Source organism: Hafnia sp. CBA7124 (assembly GCF_002355555.1).
In the GTDB taxonomy this organism is placed as follows: domain Bacteria; phylum Pseudomonadota; class Gammaproteobacteria; order Enterobacterales; family Enterobacteriaceae; genus Hafnia; species Hafnia alvei.
On sequence record NZ_AP017469.1, the window covers coordinates 2,480,622 to 2,497,712 of the forward strand.

Consider the following 17,091-nt stretch of genomic DNA (forward strand, 5'->3'; position numbering starts at 1 on the left):
CCATTGTCTGTGACAACTATTTAATCCCCAGATGCAACATGATTGGTTGTTGCGAAAGATATATTACTCAATTTTTGCTGCATGAAATCAATGAGCGCTCTTGTTTTAGCGGGTAAATAACGCCGATCTGAATAAAGTGCGAACAATTGCAATGGGGCTACCGATTGTTCAAACTCAATCTCAATTAACCGTCCATCGTTAAGGTAAGGTTGGCAGGCTTGTTTCGATAGAATGGCAAAACCGACACCTGATACCGCCGCCCGTCCTGCCATCTCTCCGCTATTTACCCGATAATGGCCTTTAACCTTAATAGTCTCGAACTCCCCTTTTTTATTAACAAACTGCCAAGGAGCACCTTTAAGTGCACTTACCGTAGTAATACAGGGTAATTCTTCAAATTGCTGTATACGAGAAGGGATGCCATAACGCTGAATGATGGAGGGAGCTGCAACGATGGTGCAAGGGATAGTCACCAGATGGCGGGCTATGCAGTCACTGTCATCCATCTGACCACGGCTAACAATGATCGCTAAATCCAGATCATCTCGCAGGGATTCAAAACCAGACAAATTTGTCACGCAGCTTATTTCTAGATCAGGGTGCTGACAGGCGAAATCGGCAACCACAGAACCCAACAATGCAGGACCTATTTCATTGGGGATACAGATACGTAATGGGCCCTTGAGTTGCATTTGACGCAACGTTAATTCTGTTTCAGTTTGTTCAAGCGCCTCCAATAAAGGCTTCGCACGAGTATAGAGTAGGTGCCCCGCCTGAGTGAGTTTCATATGTCGGGTACTGCGCTCAATGAGTTGAAGATTCAGTTTGTCTTCTAACTGAGAAATACAACGACTCACATTTGATGTCGGCATTTCGAGGGCTTTCGATGCCCCAACAAAACTTTCTCTTTCAACCACAGCAATGAACACTCTCAGGGCATTAAAATCAAGAGCCGGACGCATCAACTATCCCATAAATGATAATAATAAGTGCCATTTTTACCATCTAATGAACAGCTTTGATAGCGGTTAAACTCGGATATCTTTCATCCTCAGGTCACTTGCTATGCCACTGGTCACAACAACGTTTAACCATAAATCTCTCTTACGGATAGCTATTGTAATGGCTTTTATCCAGTTCACTAATGCGCTGGAATATATGATGTTCAACCCAGTATTTGCCTTCATGGCCGCCGATTTCGCAGTTCCCGTGTCATTCGCAGGCTATGTATCCGGCATGTACACATTTGGGGCAGTCCTATCGGGAATTGCCGCCTTTTACTGGATTGGCCGTTTCAACAAGAAACGTTTCTTAATCGCCAACATGGCACTACTCTGCCTACTGACACTTTTGACGACATTTACCTCCAGTTTTAGTCTTCTGCTTACATTACGATTCTGTGCGGGATTGGTTGGAGGTACGACAATGGGGGTGGGTATCAGTATATTGATAAACCACGCACCGACTAACTTGCGTGGAAAAATGTTGGCGACGGTGATTGCGTCATTTTCGATGGTAAGCATTGTAGGAATGCCCACTATATTATTTCTTTGTACTCATTACGGTTGGCATGCCGCTTTGTGGTTAATCAGTACACTGTGTTTGTTGGCGTTGCCACTGATTGTCGCCATCATCCCTCAAGACCCAGCCTCTTTCGACACACGCCACGCACTGCCTCTCAATAGGGATACTTTACTGTTTGCTTCAGGTAATGCGCTTGTACAGTTTAGTCCAATGTTAGTCATTCCTATTCTGGTACCTTTAATGACACAGCAACTAGGTGCTTCTCAAGACCTGTTAACTTGGCTGTTCTTCGGCGGTGGTGTTGCAGGGTACCTGTCTACAAAAATGACAGGCGAATTAACCTCCCGTTTTTCTGCTTTGATTCTGGCTACAGGTTCAACCATAGTTTTTATACTGAGTTTGCTAATACCAATGCTGGGCTATCAGCATCCGGCGTTATTTATTATGTTATTTCTTGGCGCATCTTACAGTCGTTTGGTTTCATCTTCGGCGGTTACAATTCAGTTTCCTGATGATAGTCAACGAGCTGGATTCTCTTCATTACAGACATCAATAATGTATCTAATTACAACCGTTGCATTTTTCCTGTCCGCTTTTCTATTACCTAATCATGGCATGGCACCACAAAATGTGAACATGTTATTGGCAGTATGTGCAATTTCCGCATTAGCACTCCCAATTATCGTAATCATTCTGCAAAAGAAACTGGCTAAACGTAAGATCTCGCCAGATCATCTCATCATTGATTAGCATAACGTCCGCTGTTGGCACAAAGTGAATAGTACAGTTAGCTGTCAGGTCCGCTATGAGCGAACGGCGAGCGTGATGTCATACTTTGGCATTAATGGCTTCAAATAGATGCTTCTGCAAGAGTATGTATTTCAGCAAGCAACCATCGTTCAAAAATCTCCAATGCAGCTTCATTTACTCCAGTTTCCGGCGGTTTTACTAGACAAAATTTTTTGCTCAGACTTTCTGACTCTGGCCAAGGCGAAACAAGTAAGCCACGGCTCAATTCATTCTGGACATACATCCGCGGCACCAAGGCAACGCCCTGTCCTGTCATTACGGCAGCTATAGCCATTTCATGAAGATCATACCGAACTCCCTGCGTCGGATTGCCAAGACTTATTTCATTTTCATTCGCATAGTGATGCCATGCATCCGGATTCTGCCGCCGATGGATCCGTGGGATATCGTTTAATTGTTCATAGACGTCCTTATCCGTTAACAGTGTTGGTTGGCATACAGGTACCAGTTTTTCCTCAAAAAGAAATTGTATGCGCATGCCCGCCCATGCTGGATGCTCAAAATGAATAGCGGCGTCAAAACCACTTTCGGTCAGAATGAAAGGATCGGTTCTGGCAGCAATATTCAATGTTATATCCGGATACATAGCCTTAAAACCACCCAGACGAGGAATAAGCCATCGACTGGAAAAGGTAGGCAGAGCAGCAATATCCAGACTCTTACTTCCTTCAGGTATTCCCATTATGTACTGAGTATCCCGTTCGAGCCGCTCAAGCGTTTCGCGGATGTGATGAGCATAGTGTGCGCCTGCTGGATTGAGCTTCACGCGACTTCCCGTACGGTCGAACAGTTTACGGTTGAGCAAAAGTTCAAGGCGTGCAATCTGGCGACTAATGGCTCCTTCCGTCAGCGATAGTTCCTCTGCGGCCCTGGCAAAATTACCATGCCTTGCGGCGGCATCAAAAGCTTGCAGGGAAGCGCTACTGGGTATTTTCCTGCGCATAAAAACGGTTCCTTTCTCTGTATCTGTGGTGCGCCATCAGTGAGTTAATGTCACTAAACCATGAAATAATATCGATTTATAGAGGGAAAAACAGTGGGTAGCATGATGAAAAATCATTGATTAGGTTTATTAATTTCTTGCTACTTGTTTTATGTGGAGGGAAGTCGATGTTCTATACCGTGGAATGCTCATATAACGATCCTGATAGCGAGGATGAGTGGAATGAATTTTACAGCAAGGAAAAATTGCCAGCGTTAATATCGGTTATCGGATTCAGTACGTCTCAGCGTTTCCGTGCCGCCAAAGCCGGTAAGCCTGTTTACCTCGCTATTCATACCGTTAAAAATGCGGATGTTCTTAGCAGTGATGATTATCGGCTGAAAGGGGGTGGGAATTTCTCTCGTTGGCAGGCCTATATCACTGACTGGTATCGAAATCTATATGAATGTGAAGGTCTGGCTCCGGCCGTATCCCCAGATGAAATCCTGCTATTGTGCGCTCAACCGATAAGCTCTGTAGCGACAATCCCTAGGTACCGGGCTCTGGAAATGCACGCGGTAGGACTGGATAAATTCCCGGAACGTCGCATTGCATACATTCTGCCACGTGAAAATGCAGCATCGTTTGCGGATGTACCCGGGGTCTATCTCTACGAACCCCTTACATCGCAGTTGCAAAATTCTGTTAAGGGCTATCAAAGAGCGAAGCTATAAAATCATGCCTAATCTGACTTTTTATATTTCTGAAGATCAATCGGACAGGTTTGCGGACCTTCCCAGTTTTACTCATAACTGTAGCGCTCTCTGCTGTGGCATTCTCGGTGCAGAACCCGAAAAAGTTCATATCATATATGTCGATATAAAATCTGGATGCGGGCATTTGGTATACGCCGAACTTTTTTATCGTATGACAACACTGCGTACGCCAGAAGTGATGAAGAACTTTATGTATGAATTGGATCTCGCCACTCAGCAGGCTTCGGGGCTAATAGCCCGTATTCGCTGTTTTGGTTCTACTTCATCACAACTATACGCCCGCAACTAACCTTGAGGTATTTATGAACAATCAGATCTTCCCATCCCGTCAGATAGGGGATTTTCAGGTAACGGCTCTGAGTGATGGCGATATGTCTGCCAGCCTAGATTTACTATCCGGCATTGAAGCAACGGATGCAGAGGGTATTCAGTACACGGCTGGGGTTACGGAGCCAGGTAATATCCATATCACCTGTTATCTCATTCGTGGTCAGGGGAGAACGATTCTGATCGATGCCGGTGCTGGGGGACTGAACAACGTGGGCGGGCAGCTCAAAGCAAATCTCGCAACCCTCGGGATCAGCGCTAACGAAGTAGATACAGTCTTATTAACACACTGCCACCCAGATCACATTGGAGGCCTATTGGATGCTGAAAAACGGCCAGCCTTTAAGCATGCTGAACTTCTTCTTCATTCTCTCGAAGCAGAATACTGGTGGGATGATGAAAAACTTAAAATAGCGAGTGAACGTGGACAACGTAATATCAGGCTGGCCCGTCAAACGTTAGATACTTATGCACAGAAGATCCGTTTTTTTAGCAATAGCGAGATAGCAAAGGGCATCGTCCCAGTGTGGCTACCGGGTCATACACCTGGGCATACAGGGTTTCGTATTGATTCGGGCGGTCAAAGCTTATTAATTGGCGGGGACATCTTCCATTATCCGCATATTCAGTCGGCACAACCGACTGTTTCCGTTTTGTTTGACGTCGATCCTGCTCAAGCCGAAGAAACACGGAGAAAATTTTTGGAACAGGTAGTCAGAGAAAAACTGCTTATTGGAAGTATGCACTTAGGCCGTGCTGGCTTTGCTCTCGTTCTCAGGGGGAATAATAGATATCATATTTCCTACCCTCAGAAATGAATGGTAATGCCTAGCTTACTCACCCATTGATGGGTCAACGCAAAGTTATCAAAGTCTACTTATGGCACAAAGCGAACCTAAATATTAGCGACTATCCACCAACAATAATCATAAAAAACTAAGGAATGCCTAATTGGAACCTGAAGATAGAACTACCGTCTAACCCTCCCACCTACCACGGGTTTTTGATAGCCCTAAAATTAAATAATAACAAAACGGGAGCACTAGGCTCCCGTTGCTATGTTTAGACATGACTCGATTACATGCGTTTAATATTAGTTTCTGCTACTCAACGAGCTGTGGGCCAAACCTGCTTAAGCGGTTACGGCCTTGCCACTCTTACTCCCCCTCAGATACAATCTTCTGCAACAAGCATCTCAATAAGCTCATGAAATGACTGTCACATATTATCTAAAAAACTGTTTCTGGGGTTTATTTGGCCCCGGCTTTCTTGCTTACAATATTCTGAACGACTTACAAGATGGATTGATCTTTCCTGCATACATACCCTATATGCCGTATGTTGCTATCTATTTAGCAATAGGCGCAGTTATTTATCCTTTTTCTTTCTTTGTTTTAGAGCAGTTAGCAATGAAAATAATGAAAAAAGAAACGTGGCGATATTATTTTACTTTTGATGGCCCGTCACGGGGACTTTTTATTTTTTCATATATGCTTTGTGCGTTGTTATCAATACCATTGTTCATGCTTTATCCAGTTATAAATAAAAAACGTTAATATCACACTAGACTCAAAAGCGATAAAGATTAAGAGCGACAGAACTTTCGGCGGTCTGCTGGTGATTTTTGGCGTGAGCCAGCCGGACGCGTTAAGGCCGGCATGGCCGTAACATAATGGTCAAGACATAAGGTGAGGATTAAAGATGGAAATAAGCTGGAAGGCATTGCGGGGCAGCAGCCTCAGCGCACGGCAGTTACATGATATTCTGGCACTGCGCATCGCGGTTTTTGTCGTGGAGCAGGCCTGCCCTTTTCAGGATATTGACGGGCAGGATCTGCCTGAAAGTACCCTCCACATTGTTGGCTACAGCAACGAAAAGCTTGTCGCCTACGCGAGGGTGCTGCATGTGGATGACTCACCGGATGCGGCCAAAATCACGCGGGTAATTGTTGATGACACATTCAGGGGGCAGAGGCTGGGCTTCAGGTTGATGGAAAAAACAATGTCCCTTATCCACGATAATGAGCCAGACAAGGCGATAAAGCTCTCGGCGCAGTCTCACCTCGTCAGATTCTATGTGGGATTCGGGTTTAAAACGGTGTCCGATGAATACCTGGATGACGGCATCCCCCATCAGGATATGGTGTATGCGGACGCCTGAGTCTTACCGCGCCTGACGGCTTGGCGTCGCCTGCGGGCGTTGTTGCTGGCAACAACTCGTCTGAATTACCCACGAAGCCATGGGGTTATTGTAAGCCCAGTGAGCAACCCTTCAGGGCTAAGCAGGCGAGTCACTGCTTGCCCCCAAGGCTCCATGCGGTTAGCCACCAACAAGCGATAACCCTTCTCGCTCAAGATACGAGTAGCTGAATCGAGATCCTGTACCTCATATTCAATCCATCCCTGCGGTATTGGGTATTCGGTTGGCCACTGGTCAGCACCAAAACATGAATTTGCAGCCTGTGATAACGGCCAGACGGCAAAATGCTTAACGCCCTTCAGCATACACTCTTCCGACAGCAGGTAATCACTGTTACCTTCCATTGGTTTAAGCGGTAGACCGAGTACCTGCACATAAAATTCGGAGCTGGATTCAGTATTCTGCGAGATTGGGCCAAACCCTGCTACAAACAAAACTTCAATTCCCTGTAAATTCTGCAACATGCCGGCTTCCCTAATTGTCTGAAGTTGAATTCTAAATTTATACTACGACTCACTAAACCGCCACGTCTAATATTGACATCTCGGTGCCATATGAGCGGAATCCATTGCATCTACGCCTCGCTCATAAGAGATTTAGCAAGACACGGCACCAGCATATATGAGTACTCCAATACGAACTAAGCGGCAGTGAGCATTAAATATAAAAGATTGTAGCGGGAATAACTTCAATTCATTCCAAAGCAATAATATTAAACTTCCCACTCAATAACGGTTTGCATAATATTTTGTATCCGTCCCTATCGAAGCAATCTGCCGTAGTGTTGATTGATTTGGCCTCTTGCAAGCTTCCGACTGTCCCTAAGTAAAACCAGTTATTAATAATATGATACTGAGTGAGAGTCTCGCTGCTTTCCTCAACAGCAACTTTGCCATCATATGGCCAGCACTGCACACGCATGCTCTCCATCGCTTTCACCAAACGCAACTGATGCTCTTCGAGCGATTCCTTACCGCAGCAAGCGCCGGCACACCGTTTAAGAGCATAACGAAAGCAAGAACGTCCTTGAACCAAACGCTCCAAACCTAATACGCCATAACAGAGTCTTTGCTGATCAGCTACCGCTCTTAATGCATCTAATGCTGACGATTTATTGGGAAATAAACCGAATAATTGGTCTTCGTGCCAAAAGCCACGATCTCCAGCATAAACAACCTCAACGCCGCTATGCTTTAGCGATAGCGAACAAAGCTGCTTAGCATGTCTCAGCCTTTTGTTGAACAATGGTTTTTGTGCCTTTATCAACTGAGCTTCTATCAGCAGAGTCCCTAGCTCACCCGCCATTTCTATATGTTCAATATGGGTGGTTAAATGAAGCAGTTTTGCTTCATTCTTATTCCTAAAGTGCGACATAACCCTAGAGCGAATATTGACACTTTTACCGATATAAAGCGGCATTGTCTTACTTGTACCATGAAAAATATATACCCCTGGTCGCGAAGGGAGGGCCGCGAGTTCGTTCTTCAGATGCTCTGGATATTTATACATATCCTCATCTAATATTGACACTTATTGCCTCCTTTCAGCCAGAGATGGACTCGCTCAAGAGTGGCCTTTAGAGAAAGTTGTTAACAGACGCCTAATTAGTACTGCGGATGCCTAATTCATAGACTAGACATGGTACATCGTAATGTCTTTCTATTGCCTTGTAAGTCATGCCTAACCGCTGCATTACACGCTGCGAAGGGATGTTTTCAGGTTCGGCAACAGCAACAAGATAAGTTGCGCCCTTAATAACCCGTCTTGATAACCGTTAGCGTTCTAACAAAAGAAAACGGGCGTGTTATACGCCCGTTACGAGATCTAACAAATGCAATGATTACATATGCTTAATAATCGCGTCACCAAACTCTGAACATTTCAGCAGCTTAGCGCCTTCTAACTGACGTTCGAAGTCATAGGTCACGGTCTTGGCAGCGATCGCGCCTTCCATGCCTTTAACAATTAAATCAGCCGCTTCGAACCATTCCATGTGGCGCAGCATCAGCTGCGCGATCCATTATTACATTACTGAATCAATGGAGAAAAATCAAATTCTCTAGCTTATTTTTTGCGTTAAACAGCTTTTCGTAACACATTGATTTAATAAGAGTGAATTTTTGTTTTGGGGAACCACTTTACCTTCCCCATATACAAAAACTGTCTCAGTATTTCGAACGTCTCGCCAGCAAGCGTCGCCTTCACATCACCAATAGCTACTATTCAGTTTACCCTACTATCTTCACAATAGAGACTCATCGTTCTGAGAAAAAGTGAGTTTTTAGTCAGCTTTGTGCCAGGAACGGACGTTTGTGGTTTTAGAAAGACTCCTATGATGTGGCCAGTTTTTATGGACCAGTTCAACCCCAATGAAGGGAAGGTCAGCCGCTCTTAAGACGCTTGATGCTATTACCTTACCTGGAGTCTTTCATTGCATCCTGCTTCCCGGGATTGCATTGCTGTTTTGTCCCGGGAAGATAAAATTTTCCCGACCGGTCTGGATTGGTTCCGCCCGGACAACCCACCCGGCCCGGAGCAGAAACAGTATTACTACCGTCTGATCCGTTGCCTCCATCAGAATAATTCCCGCCATTCCCGCCATTCCCGCCATCAGCAGCATTTACAGCAAATGCGCATATGATAAAAAAAAGCGCAAAAACACGCCAGACCATAAAAACTCCATTGTTTAACAATCAAATGTTCAACCTAGCCCCCATTGTAGGGCATGTCAAAGGATTAGGTCCGCTCCTCGCTCATAGCTGCTGGTCAAATATCTCTCATTCAGCATGCGAGATGATAGTATCTGGCTGAGGGGCAGATTTACCTGGCAGCCCAGGGGCGATATTTCCGGGAGACAATCAACGAGAAACATTTTAATGTGAGAGTTAGGCAGGTCACAGCGTATGTATTACCACATGCCATCAGATGAATGATACATGCCACCTGCGAGTGTGGAATAACCAAAAGCCTACTGCACTGGAGGATGTCTTGCCATGTTGACCGATCTAAGCAGAGATGAAAGTAAAAGACTTGCGGCAATAGAATTGTTGAAAAATCCTGATAAGGGTCGTGATGATGCGTTAGAAAAATATACTCATCTAATATGCCACTTGCTAAGCATGCCGATGGGCTTTGTTTCTGTTCTAGATGAAGAAAAGCAATACATCAAATCCGCCCAGAATATTGCCGTCACGGAAACCAGCCTGAGTGAGGCATTTTGCGTACAGACCCTGAAGAATAGTAAGACATTCATTTGCCATGACACCCATCAGCACCCTACCTTTCGTGACTATCACGCGGTAAAAGAAGCTCCATTCATTCGCTTTTATGCAGGATGTCCACTTAAAACCCAAGATGGAGTACCCGTAGGTACCTTGTGCATTCTCGATACTCAACCTAGAGAACTTTCAGACGAGCAGCTTTATCTTTTTGAGAAGATTGCAGGGCTTATATCGGATTTTCTGGCCTCTTGGCACTCCGTGGGCTATCTCGATATAGTCACGCTATTACCAAACCGGCAGCGACTGTTGAAAGATATCGAGATTTCAGCTGAAGGAGTATTCAGGCTCGTCATTATTGATTGTATTGATATGCCATTAGCCTACGAAATGGCTCGCTCGCTCGGTATGGCTGCCGTCGAAAATCTTCTTCGTAATATGGCCACCGAGTTGCAGGCCCGCCTACCTTTAACAGGGCTACTCTACGCCGTGGCAGTCGGACGATTTGCCTTTTTTACCCATAAGCAAAAAGCCCTGACATTAGAAGATATCTCTCAAAGCCTTAAGGGGATTCAGGCCAGGATCACCCCGGAAGTTCCCCTTGATCTGGATATTCATATGGGTGACTCCGGGCTTTGCGATAAATCTTTGACATCGAATGAAATTCTCCGCCGCGCTGTCAGCGCGTTGCACGAAGGGATAAGTCAGGGCCGCCGGTTTACAGTCTATGATGATGCACTGGATACCCGTAAGAAGACTGACTTCATCCTTCTTACTGAAGTCAGACAAGCACTACATGAAAACCAAGGCTTATATCTGGTTTATCAGCCGAAAATCTCACTGGTGACAGGGCGTGTGACGGGGGCCGAAGCTTTGCTTAGATGGCAGCACCCTAAAAACGGCGAAGTGTTACCGGGTGTGTTTGTTCCTCTGGTCGAAAAGACCAGTCTGATGCGAGAACTCACAGCGTGGGTTATCGATCACACTATTGCGCAATTAAGTGACTGGCAAAGCCGTGGGCTTTCTTTAACCGTGTCGATAAATCTGGCCGCCAGTGATTTTTCAAGACCAGATTTTGCCGATGAGCTGGAACAGAAAATTCTGGATGCACATCTGGATCCCGCCCAACTGGGGGTGGAGTGTCTGGAAACCGAGAAGATGCTGGAAAGCCCCGCTGCACTTATCGGCTTAGCCATGCTCAAACTACGCGGATTTAAAATATCTCTGGATGATTTTGGTTCCGGATATAGCAACATTAATTACCTGCGACAAATCCCGATGGACACCATCAAGCTTGACCGCTCTATTGTAAGTAAGGTTGCTCACGACAAGTCCAGCCGCATCATTATTCGCAACGTTATCACCCTCCTCAAGCAGCTCGATTATATCGTTCTGGCCGAAGGAGTCGAGGAGGCCAGTACCGTTGATATTTTAAGAACGCTGGGTTGCGATGAAGTTCAGGGCTATTTTTTTGCTAAACCAATGACGCCAGATGCTTTTGAAACTTGGTATCATGCCAGAGACAAAGCCTTAAAGTGAGCGAGTATTAAGTAAATACATATTGTTGCCTGCACGTAATAAATGAAAAAGAAGGGAGATGCTCTCCATTGATTATCAGACGCCAATGATAGTTCTACACCTGGGTAATCATGACAAATTCTAACTACCGCTATTCGCTCACTGCAGACCTTCAGCTCAGTCAGCAATGTCCGCGCTGTGTGCCAGAAGCAGAAACTGTTTAACGGTCCTGCTAAGTCTTATGTCATACATCGTCGTTATTCCTTAAACCCTCAATGTATCAATAACTGCTCGCAGAGCGGGTGACACATTGCGATGAGGATAATAGATGAATGAACCTTCAAGACGTAAGCTGTAACGTTGCAGAACCCTAATTAGATTACCTCGTTCTAAATCATCGGAAACTAACTCTTCCGGAAGATAAGCCAGTCCCAGTCCTAAACTGGCAGCTTTTGCTTCCATATAGCTGTCAGCAAATACCCACTGTCCCTGCGGCCGATGGGTGATTTTTTTATCATCTTGATGTAGCTCCCATGCATACAAGCTACCGTCACCGAACTGATAAGCGATACAAGGATGAGTCACTAAATCTGCGGGGGATTGCGGAAAACCGTAGCGACGGAAGTGCTCTGGCGTACCGACAACAGCCATCTCCATATCGGGAGAAATGCGAACAGCAATCATGCCACTGCCCACTTCCGGCCCCAACCGCACACCTGCATCGAATCTCTCCGCAATAATATCGACAAACCGGCTTTCGCTGATGAGTTCCAGTCGGATGTCAGGGTAGCGCTGCTTAAACACTGCAAGCTTCGGCAGGAGTAGTTTATCAATAGCGTGCTGACTGGCATTGATGCGTACCGTACCTGATGGGGACTGGCGATAATGAGCTAGCGTGGCTAGCCCCATATCTAAAGCGTCGAATCCTGACTCAAGGGTTCCATACAGTTGTTCACCTGCATGGGTGAGCGATAATTTGCGGGTGGTGCGTACCAGAAGTTGAACGCCCAGTCGTTCTTCAAGTTCGCGCACAGAACGGCTGATCCCTGATTGTGCCAGGCCAAGGCGTTGTGCCGCGGCGGTAAAACTCCCTTCCCGCACCACCTGCATGAACAGGTATAAATCGTTATAGCTTTCCCGTTTCGCCATAATTTCTCCCTCGCAGCCGCACCATTATTTAGAACAATTTGGTATTAATTCTAGCATTTTTTACCCACTAATCAGCACTTTTACTGCTAACTATAATGTGCTCATTGCAACAAAGCACAGCAGCGTTGTCCGTATGAAACCTGCATCTATCATGTTTTATGAGGAGATTTTGATGACTGCTTTCACCAAAAAACTGACAGGTGCCATGCTGCTATGCGCATCATTAAGTGGAGTCTCAAATATGAGTTATGCCGATACAACCAATCCGAACGCGCCTGCTACGTTAGTCGATAAATGGGATAAAACCTTTACTCAAAGCACGAAAGTTGATCACCATAAAGTGACCTTTCAAAACCGCTACGGGATCACCCTCGTCGGGGATCTCTACATTCCCAAGGATCGTGGCGAGCGTAAGCTGGCTGCCATTGCCGTCAGCGGCCCCTTCGGCGCGGTGAAAGAGCAGTCCAGCGGCCTGTATGCGCAGACGCTGGCAGAGCAAGGATTTGTTACCCTAGCGTTCGACCCTTCTTATACGGGCGAGAGCGGAGGCTACCCGCGCAATGTCGCGTCTCCAGATATCAACACCGAGGACTTCAGCGCGGCGGTAGATTTCCTAGGTCTGCAAAAAGAGGTGGATCGCAACCGTATCGGGCTGCTGGGTATCTGCGGCTGGGGCGGTATGGCTTTAAACGACGCCGCGATGGATACCCGCGTCAAAGCAGTGGCGACCAGCGTGATGTACGACATGAGCCGCGCGATGGGACATGGCGTGGGAGATGGCAAAGATCGTTATACGACACAGGACCGTCGTGCCATATTGCAGTATCTGAATGCACAGCGCTGGAAGGATGCAAAAAATGGCGCTTTCGCGCCCGGCGGGCATGACATTTATGTTGATGAGAAAGGCAACGTCAGTGCGTCGAGTCGTATTCTGCCGGAAACGTTACCCGCCAATCCCAATCCGATCCTGAAAGAATTCTTCGATTACTATCGTATGCCGCGCGGTTTTCATGAGCGTTCGGTCAACTCAACCGGCGCGTGGAATGCAACCATGCCACTGTCATTTATGAATATGCCGCTGCTGACTTATGCAAATGAAGTCACGATCCCTACGCTTATCGTGACCGGTGAAAAAGCCCATTCACGCTATTTTGCTGAAGATGCCTTTAAGACGATCGGCAGCAAAGAGAAAGAACTGGTCATTGTCCCGGGAGCAAACCATGTTGACCTGTACGACAACGCTGCGGGTAAGATCCCGTTTGCTAAATTTGAGCAGTTTTTTAAAACCAACTTAAAGTAATGACTTAGAGCCGCCTGATATTTGCAGGCGGTTGTTTATCTCCCATACACCATCCCTACCCACGTTTTTGTCGTTATTCTCTGAATAGCGTCTGTTTTAGCTGCGGCTAAGTCTCGCCGAAGCGATATAAAGAGATACTGATAATGTCCACAGTAAGTCATAAAACATCACCCACTAAAACAGATGCACACTGGGGGGGCGTGTTTGCCATGACGCTCTGCGTTTTTGTGCTAATCGCTTCCGAGTTTATGCCTGTCAGCCTGCTTACGCTTATTGCCAACGATATGCACATCACTGAAGGACTGGTAGGCCAAGGGATCGCCATATCTGGCGCACTAGCGGTACTGACCAGCCTGACTATCTCTCGTATTGCCGGAAATCTGAATCGTAAATATCTTCTTCTGGGACTGACGGTCTTAATGGCCATATCCGGAATGGTCATCGCGATAGCACCTAACTATCCGGTTTATATGCTGGGAAGGATTATGATCGGTGTCGTTATCGGTGGGTTCTGGTCAATGTCGGCTGCAACTGCCATTCGACTCGTGGCGCAGCATCAGGTTCCCCGTGCGCTGGCAATTCTCAATGGCGGGAACGCGTTGGCGACCGTTGTGGCTGCGCCGCTTGGAAGCTATCTGGGGACGACCGTCGGTTGGCGCGGGGCTTTTTTATGTCTCGTTCCCGTTGCCATAGCTGCGTTCATTTGGCAATGCATCAGCCTACCTTCAATGGAAAACGATAAAAGACAAAAGCAACAGGGATCTATGATTCGTCTGTTTAGAATCTCGAACGTACCTACGGGACTGGTGGCCTGCGGACTATTCTTTGTGGGGCAGTTTGCCTTATTTACCTACGTGCGTCCCTTTCTGGAGACGGTAACCAGCGTGGGCCCCTCTGGCCTATCCCTAATTTTGCTAGCAATAGGCGTAGCAGGTTTTGTCGGCACAATGATCGTATCGACACTCCTAAACGCTAGGTTCTATCAGACCTTAATTATGATCCCTCTGCTTATGGCAGCGATTGCCGGTACGCTACTGCTGGTAGGCCACAGCATCTGGGCAGTTGCCGTTTTGCTAAGCCTGTGGGGACTGCTTGCGACGGCTGCACCAACGGGATGGTGGACATGGATAGCACGTACGCTGCCCGAAGATGCAGAGGCTGGGGGTGGTATCATGGTTGCTGTCATCCAACTCTCGATTGCACTTGGTTCAACAGCAGGAGGTCTAGTATTCGACAGCTTGGGATGGCGAAGTACTTTCGGATTGAGTGGTATAATACTTCTTGGCGCGGTAGCGATGACGTTTCTCACATCGCATAAAAATAGCAATGCGCGCTAGCGTAATCACGTTCGTCCAAGCGTCTGATTCTCACTCACAGCGGACCTTAAACTCTGTTAGCTCGTCCACTTTGTGCCAGAAGCGGACCTTGATAAATCCGCACTGAATCAGTTAATGATCATGACGAGCTCCCCGTTGATTGGTTAAGAAGCAACAAACCTGCTCATTTTAAGATATGAGCTAATTGCTTTTCTAAAATGTTATAGATTGGCTTAGTGCTAATAGAGTAAATTAATTGCAGGTTAATTAGATGGACGGTTGCTTGAGGCAACTTCACTTGTTACACATTGAACTTTCGGTTGGAGGCTGCGAGGACTGGGATGGGACGGAGATCAGGATTTGAAGGTTTTATACGTGCTACAGGCAGAGCCGTTGCAGCAGCAGAGCGTGAACGTAAGAGATCAGAACGTCATCATTTTGCCGAAGTTCGACGTATAGAGCGTGAATTAAAACGTGATAATGCTCAGAGACTTCGTGAGCAAAAAGAGGCTGATAAGTTAGCAAAAGCTATGTATTTGGAAGAGCGTCAAGATGAAGTTTCCGATCTAAACGCTGAGCTGAACGAGAATATCACCGCGCTTTCTACACTTTTAGAACATACCCTCGAATTTGACGATTCGATTGATTTTTCAGCCTTGAAACAAATCCCAAAATTCGATGACTTCAAAACACCCAGACATCTCTTACCAGACCCTGAGCCAGAGAAGAAAATCGTGAACGCTCCAGCTGCATGGAAGACTATTTTCCCATGGATAAAGAAAAAATATTATCGAGAATTACAGAGTGCGGAAGAGTCTTTCAGTAAAAGTAAGGAAGCTCATTCAGTTATTCTTTCAAGTCAGAAAATTGAACTTGATGCATTGATTGCTGATTATCAGACTCGAAGAACAGCTTACCTTGAAGAAATAAAAAGTCAGCATGACGAAGTTGATCAGTTTGAGCAAGACTATCTCAACGGCGATCCTGACAGCGTATTGGCTTATTGCGAAATGGTGTTGACACGGTCTGAATATCCTGAGAATGGCTTTCCCCAAACCTTTAGGTTGGCTTATTTACTTGAGAGTAAGGAGTTGGTAGTTGAATACAACTTACCTGAAATTGCAGTAGTACCTCGCGAGTTGGAATACAGATATGTCAAAACAAGAGATGCCATTGATGCCAAAGCGCGAAAGATTGGTGAGATCAAAGAACTCTATCAAAATATAATCGCCGCGATAACACTCCGCACAATGCATGAGCTTTTCGAAGCTGACAAGGCATCTGCTTTAACGTCAGTTCTGTTTAACGGTGTAATAGAAACTATCGATCCTACAAGTGGGCATGACACCAAAGTCACATTAGTGTCTGCCCGTGCTCATAAGGATGATTTCATCCAAATAAAACTGGAAAGGGTCGAAAAGAGTGCATGCCTTAGAAGTTTAGGTGCACAAGTTTCAGGGCGACCAGATGAACTCCAGGCAGTAAAGCCTATTATCGAATTCAACATGGTTGATAAACGCTTCATTGAACAAGCTGATGCTTTATCTGTCCTTGAAACACGTCCAAACCTTATGGAACTTTCACCATCAGAATTTGAAGTGTTAGTATCAAATCTTTTCACTCAAATGGGTCTGGACACGAAACTCACTAGAGGTACAAAAGACGGCGGCGTTGATGCGGTGGCATTTGACACTCGTCCGATCCTGGGTGGTAAGGTGGTGATTCAGGCTAAAAGATATAAAGACACTGTCGGTGTTAGTTCTGTTAGAGATCTTTATGGAACAATGATGAATGAAGGTGCTAACAAAGGAATTCTGGTGTGTACAAGTCAATATGGTAAAGATGCATATCGTTTCTGCGAAGACAAACCAATCGAACTCATTGATGGAGGCGGGCTTCTTTACCTCTTAAAAGAGCACGCTGGGGTATCAGCACGTATCAACCCTAATTTTTAATTACTGACTCAGATCTAGCCTAATGTTTGTCGCGAATGTTCACGGCTAGAAATTCAGCACGAGTATTTGTCGAGTAA

The 17,091-nt window shown here is 46.0% G+C and carries 15 protein-coding genes and 1 pseudogene; 10 read left to right on the forward strand and 6 right to left on the reverse strand.

The window, feature by feature from the left end; genetic code table 11:
- Positions 1-20 precede the first annotated feature (20 nt).
- Positions 21-962, reverse strand: a complete 942-nt coding sequence (locus CPY98_RS11510) for a LysR family transcriptional regulator (RefSeq protein WP_046449182.1) — start codon at positions 960-962, stop codon at positions 21-23.
- Positions 963-1,065: 103 nt separating this feature from the next.
- Between CPY98_RS11510 and CPY98_RS11515 the strand changes: the two genes are divergently transcribed.
- Complete coding sequence (locus CPY98_RS11515) at positions 1,066-2,274, forward strand: MFS transporter (protein WP_096387746.1); 1,209 nt, start codon at positions 1,066-1,068, stop codon at positions 2,272-2,274.
- A 100-nt stretch (positions 2,275-2,374) separates the two neighbouring features.
- Here the strand turns inward: CPY98_RS11515 and CPY98_RS11520 are convergent, their stop codons facing one another.
- A complete protein-coding gene (locus CPY98_RS11520) occupies positions 2,375-3,277 on the reverse strand; it encodes a LysR substrate-binding domain-containing protein (protein ID WP_043493539.1) in 903 nt (300 codons plus the stop codon).
- A gap of 167 nt (positions 3,278-3,444) precedes the next feature.
- Here CPY98_RS11520 and CPY98_RS11525 point away from each other — a divergent pair, with 167 nt between their 5' ends.
- From CPY98_RS11525 to CPY98_RS11545, 5 genes are all read left to right on the forward strand, one after another.
- Positions 3,445-3,990, forward strand: a complete 546-nt coding sequence (locus CPY98_RS11525) for a sugar ABC transporter (protein ID WP_096387748.1) — start codon at positions 3,445-3,447, stop codon at positions 3,988-3,990.
- Between the two features lie 4 nt (positions 3,991-3,994).
- A complete protein-coding gene (locus CPY98_RS11530) occupies positions 3,995-4,321 on the forward strand; it encodes a hypothetical protein (RefSeq protein WP_096387750.1) in 327 nt (108 codons plus the stop codon).
- A gap of 13 nt (positions 4,322-4,334) precedes the next feature.
- Positions 4,335-5,177 (forward strand): MBL fold metallo-hydrolase, encoded by an 843-nt coding sequence (locus tag CPY98_RS11535; protein WP_096387752.1) that lies wholly within the window; start codon positions 4,335-4,337, stop codon positions 5,175-5,177.
- 393 nt (positions 5,178-5,570) lie between these two features.
- On the forward strand, positions 5,571-5,915 hold the full coding sequence (locus CPY98_RS11540) for a hypothetical protein (RefSeq protein ID WP_038502276.1): 345 nt from the start codon (positions 5,571-5,573) through the stop codon (positions 5,913-5,915).
- A gap of 145 nt (positions 5,916-6,060) precedes the next feature.
- The gene (locus tag CPY98_RS11545; protein ID WP_096387754.1) at positions 6,061-6,519 is read left to right on the forward strand and encodes a GNAT family N-acetyltransferase; all 459 of its coding nucleotides are present in this window, start codon (positions 6,061-6,063) and stop codon (positions 6,517-6,519) included.
- Between the two features lie 65 nt (positions 6,520-6,584).
- Here CPY98_RS11545 and CPY98_RS11550 read toward each other — a convergent pair whose 3' ends face one another.
- The 3 genes and pseudogenes from CPY98_RS11550 to CPY98_RS11565 all read right to left on the reverse strand — a co-directional run.
- Positions 6,585-7,022 (reverse strand): glyoxalase/bleomycin resistance/dioxygenase family protein, encoded by a 438-nt coding sequence (locus CPY98_RS11550; RefSeq protein ID WP_043493551.1) that lies wholly within the window; start codon positions 7,020-7,022, stop codon positions 6,585-6,587.
- A 229-nt stretch (positions 7,023-7,251) separates the two neighbouring features.
- Positions 7,252-8,067, reverse strand: coding sequence for an excinuclease Cho (cho, locus tag CPY98_RS11555; protein WP_096388756.1), 816 nt, complete (start codon positions 8,065-8,067; stop codon positions 7,252-7,254).
- 331 nt (positions 8,068-8,398) lie between these two features.
- Positions 8,399-8,572, reverse strand: a pseudogene (locus CPY98_RS11565) (isocitrate/isopropylmalate family dehydrogenase); the annotation flags it as partial.
- 979 nt (positions 8,573-9,551) lie between these two features.
- Between CPY98_RS11565 and CPY98_RS11575 the strand changes: the two are divergent.
- The gene (locus CPY98_RS11575; RefSeq protein WP_096387758.1) at positions 9,552-11,315 is read left to right on the forward strand and encodes an EAL domain-containing protein; all 1,764 of its coding nucleotides are present in this window, start codon (positions 9,552-9,554) and stop codon (positions 11,313-11,315) included.
- Positions 11,316-11,558: 243 nt separating this feature from the next.
- On the opposite strand, the gene CPY98_RS11580 is transcribed toward CPY98_RS11575, so the two are convergent.
- Entirely contained in the window at positions 11,559-12,443 is an 885-nt protein-coding gene (locus tag CPY98_RS11580) for a LysR family transcriptional regulator (protein WP_096387760.1), read from the reverse strand.
- A gap of 172 nt (positions 12,444-12,615) precedes the next feature.
- Between CPY98_RS11580 and CPY98_RS11585 the strand changes: the two genes are divergently transcribed.
- The 3 genes from CPY98_RS11585 to CPY98_RS11595 all read left to right on the forward strand — a co-directional run bounded on the left by CPY98_RS11585 (position 12,616) and on the right by CPY98_RS11595 (position 17,014).
- Positions 12,616-13,743, forward strand: a complete 1,128-nt coding sequence (locus CPY98_RS11585; RefSeq protein WP_096387762.1) for an alpha/beta hydrolase — start codon at positions 12,616-12,618, stop codon at positions 13,741-13,743.
- Positions 13,744-13,886: 143 nt separating this feature from the next.
- Entirely contained in the window at positions 13,887-15,080 is a 1,194-nt protein-coding gene (locus tag CPY98_RS11590; RefSeq protein WP_096387764.1) for an MFS transporter, read from the forward strand.
- A gap of 320 nt (positions 15,081-15,400) precedes the next feature.
- The gene (locus CPY98_RS11595) at positions 15,401-17,014 is read left to right on the forward strand and encodes a restriction endonuclease (protein ID WP_072309755.1); all 1,614 of its coding nucleotides are present in this window, start codon (positions 15,401-15,403) and stop codon (positions 17,012-17,014) included.
- Positions 17,015-17,091 lie beyond the last annotated feature (77 nt).

What these genes read in the sequence shown, in the direction of transcription:
- CPY98_RS11510 (WP_046449182.1), bottom strand. Translation starts at nt 962, where the DNA reads ATGCGTCCGGCTCTTGATTTTAATGCCCTGAGAGTGTTCATTGCTGTG.
- CPY98_RS11515 (WP_096387746.1), top strand. Translation starts at nt 1,066, where the DNA reads ATGCCACTGGTCACAACAACGTTTAACCATAAATCTCTCTTACGGATA.
- CPY98_RS11520 (WP_043493539.1), bottom strand. Translation starts at nt 3,277, where the DNA reads ATGCGCAGGAAAATACCCAGTAGCGCTTCCCTGCAAGCTTTTGATGCC.
- CPY98_RS11525 (WP_096387748.1), top strand. Translation starts at nt 3,445, where the DNA reads ATGTTCTATACCGTGGAATGCTCATATAACGATCCTGATAGCGAGGAT.
- CPY98_RS11530 (WP_096387750.1), top strand. Translation starts at nt 3,995, where the DNA reads ATGCCTAATCTGACTTTTTATATTTCTGAAGATCAATCGGACAGGTTT.
- CPY98_RS11535 (WP_096387752.1), top strand. Translation starts at nt 4,335, where the DNA reads ATGAACAATCAGATCTTCCCATCCCGTCAGATAGGGGATTTTCAGGTA.
- CPY98_RS11540 (WP_038502276.1), top strand. Translation starts at nt 5,571, where the DNA reads ATGACTGTCACATATTATCTAAAAAACTGTTTCTGGGGTTTATTTGGC.
- CPY98_RS11545 (WP_096387754.1), top strand. Translation starts at nt 6,061, where the DNA reads ATGGAAATAAGCTGGAAGGCATTGCGGGGCAGCAGCCTCAGCGCACGG.
- CPY98_RS11550 (WP_043493551.1), bottom strand. Translation starts at nt 7,022, where the DNA reads ATGTTGCAGAATTTACAGGGAATTGAAGTTTTGTTTGTAGCAGGGTTT.
- cho (WP_096388756.1), bottom strand. Translation starts at nt 8,067, where the DNA reads ATGTATAAATATCCAGAGCATCTGAAGAACGAACTCGCGGCCCTCCCT.
- CPY98_RS11575 (WP_096387758.1), top strand. Translation starts at nt 9,552, where the DNA reads ATGTTGACCGATCTAAGCAGAGATGAAAGTAAAAGACTTGCGGCAATA.
- CPY98_RS11580 (WP_096387760.1), bottom strand. Translation starts at nt 12,443, where the DNA reads ATGGCGAAACGGGAAAGCTATAACGATTTATACCTGTTCATGCAGGTG.
- CPY98_RS11585 (WP_096387762.1), top strand. Translation starts at nt 12,616, where the DNA reads ATGACTGCTTTCACCAAAAAACTGACAGGTGCCATGCTGCTATGCGCA.
- CPY98_RS11590 (WP_096387764.1), top strand. Translation starts at nt 13,887, where the DNA reads ATGTCCACAGTAAGTCATAAAACATCACCCACTAAAACAGATGCACAC.
- CPY98_RS11595 (WP_072309755.1), top strand. Translation starts at nt 15,401, where the DNA reads ATGGGACGGAGATCAGGATTTGAAGGTTTTATACGTGCTACAGGCAGA.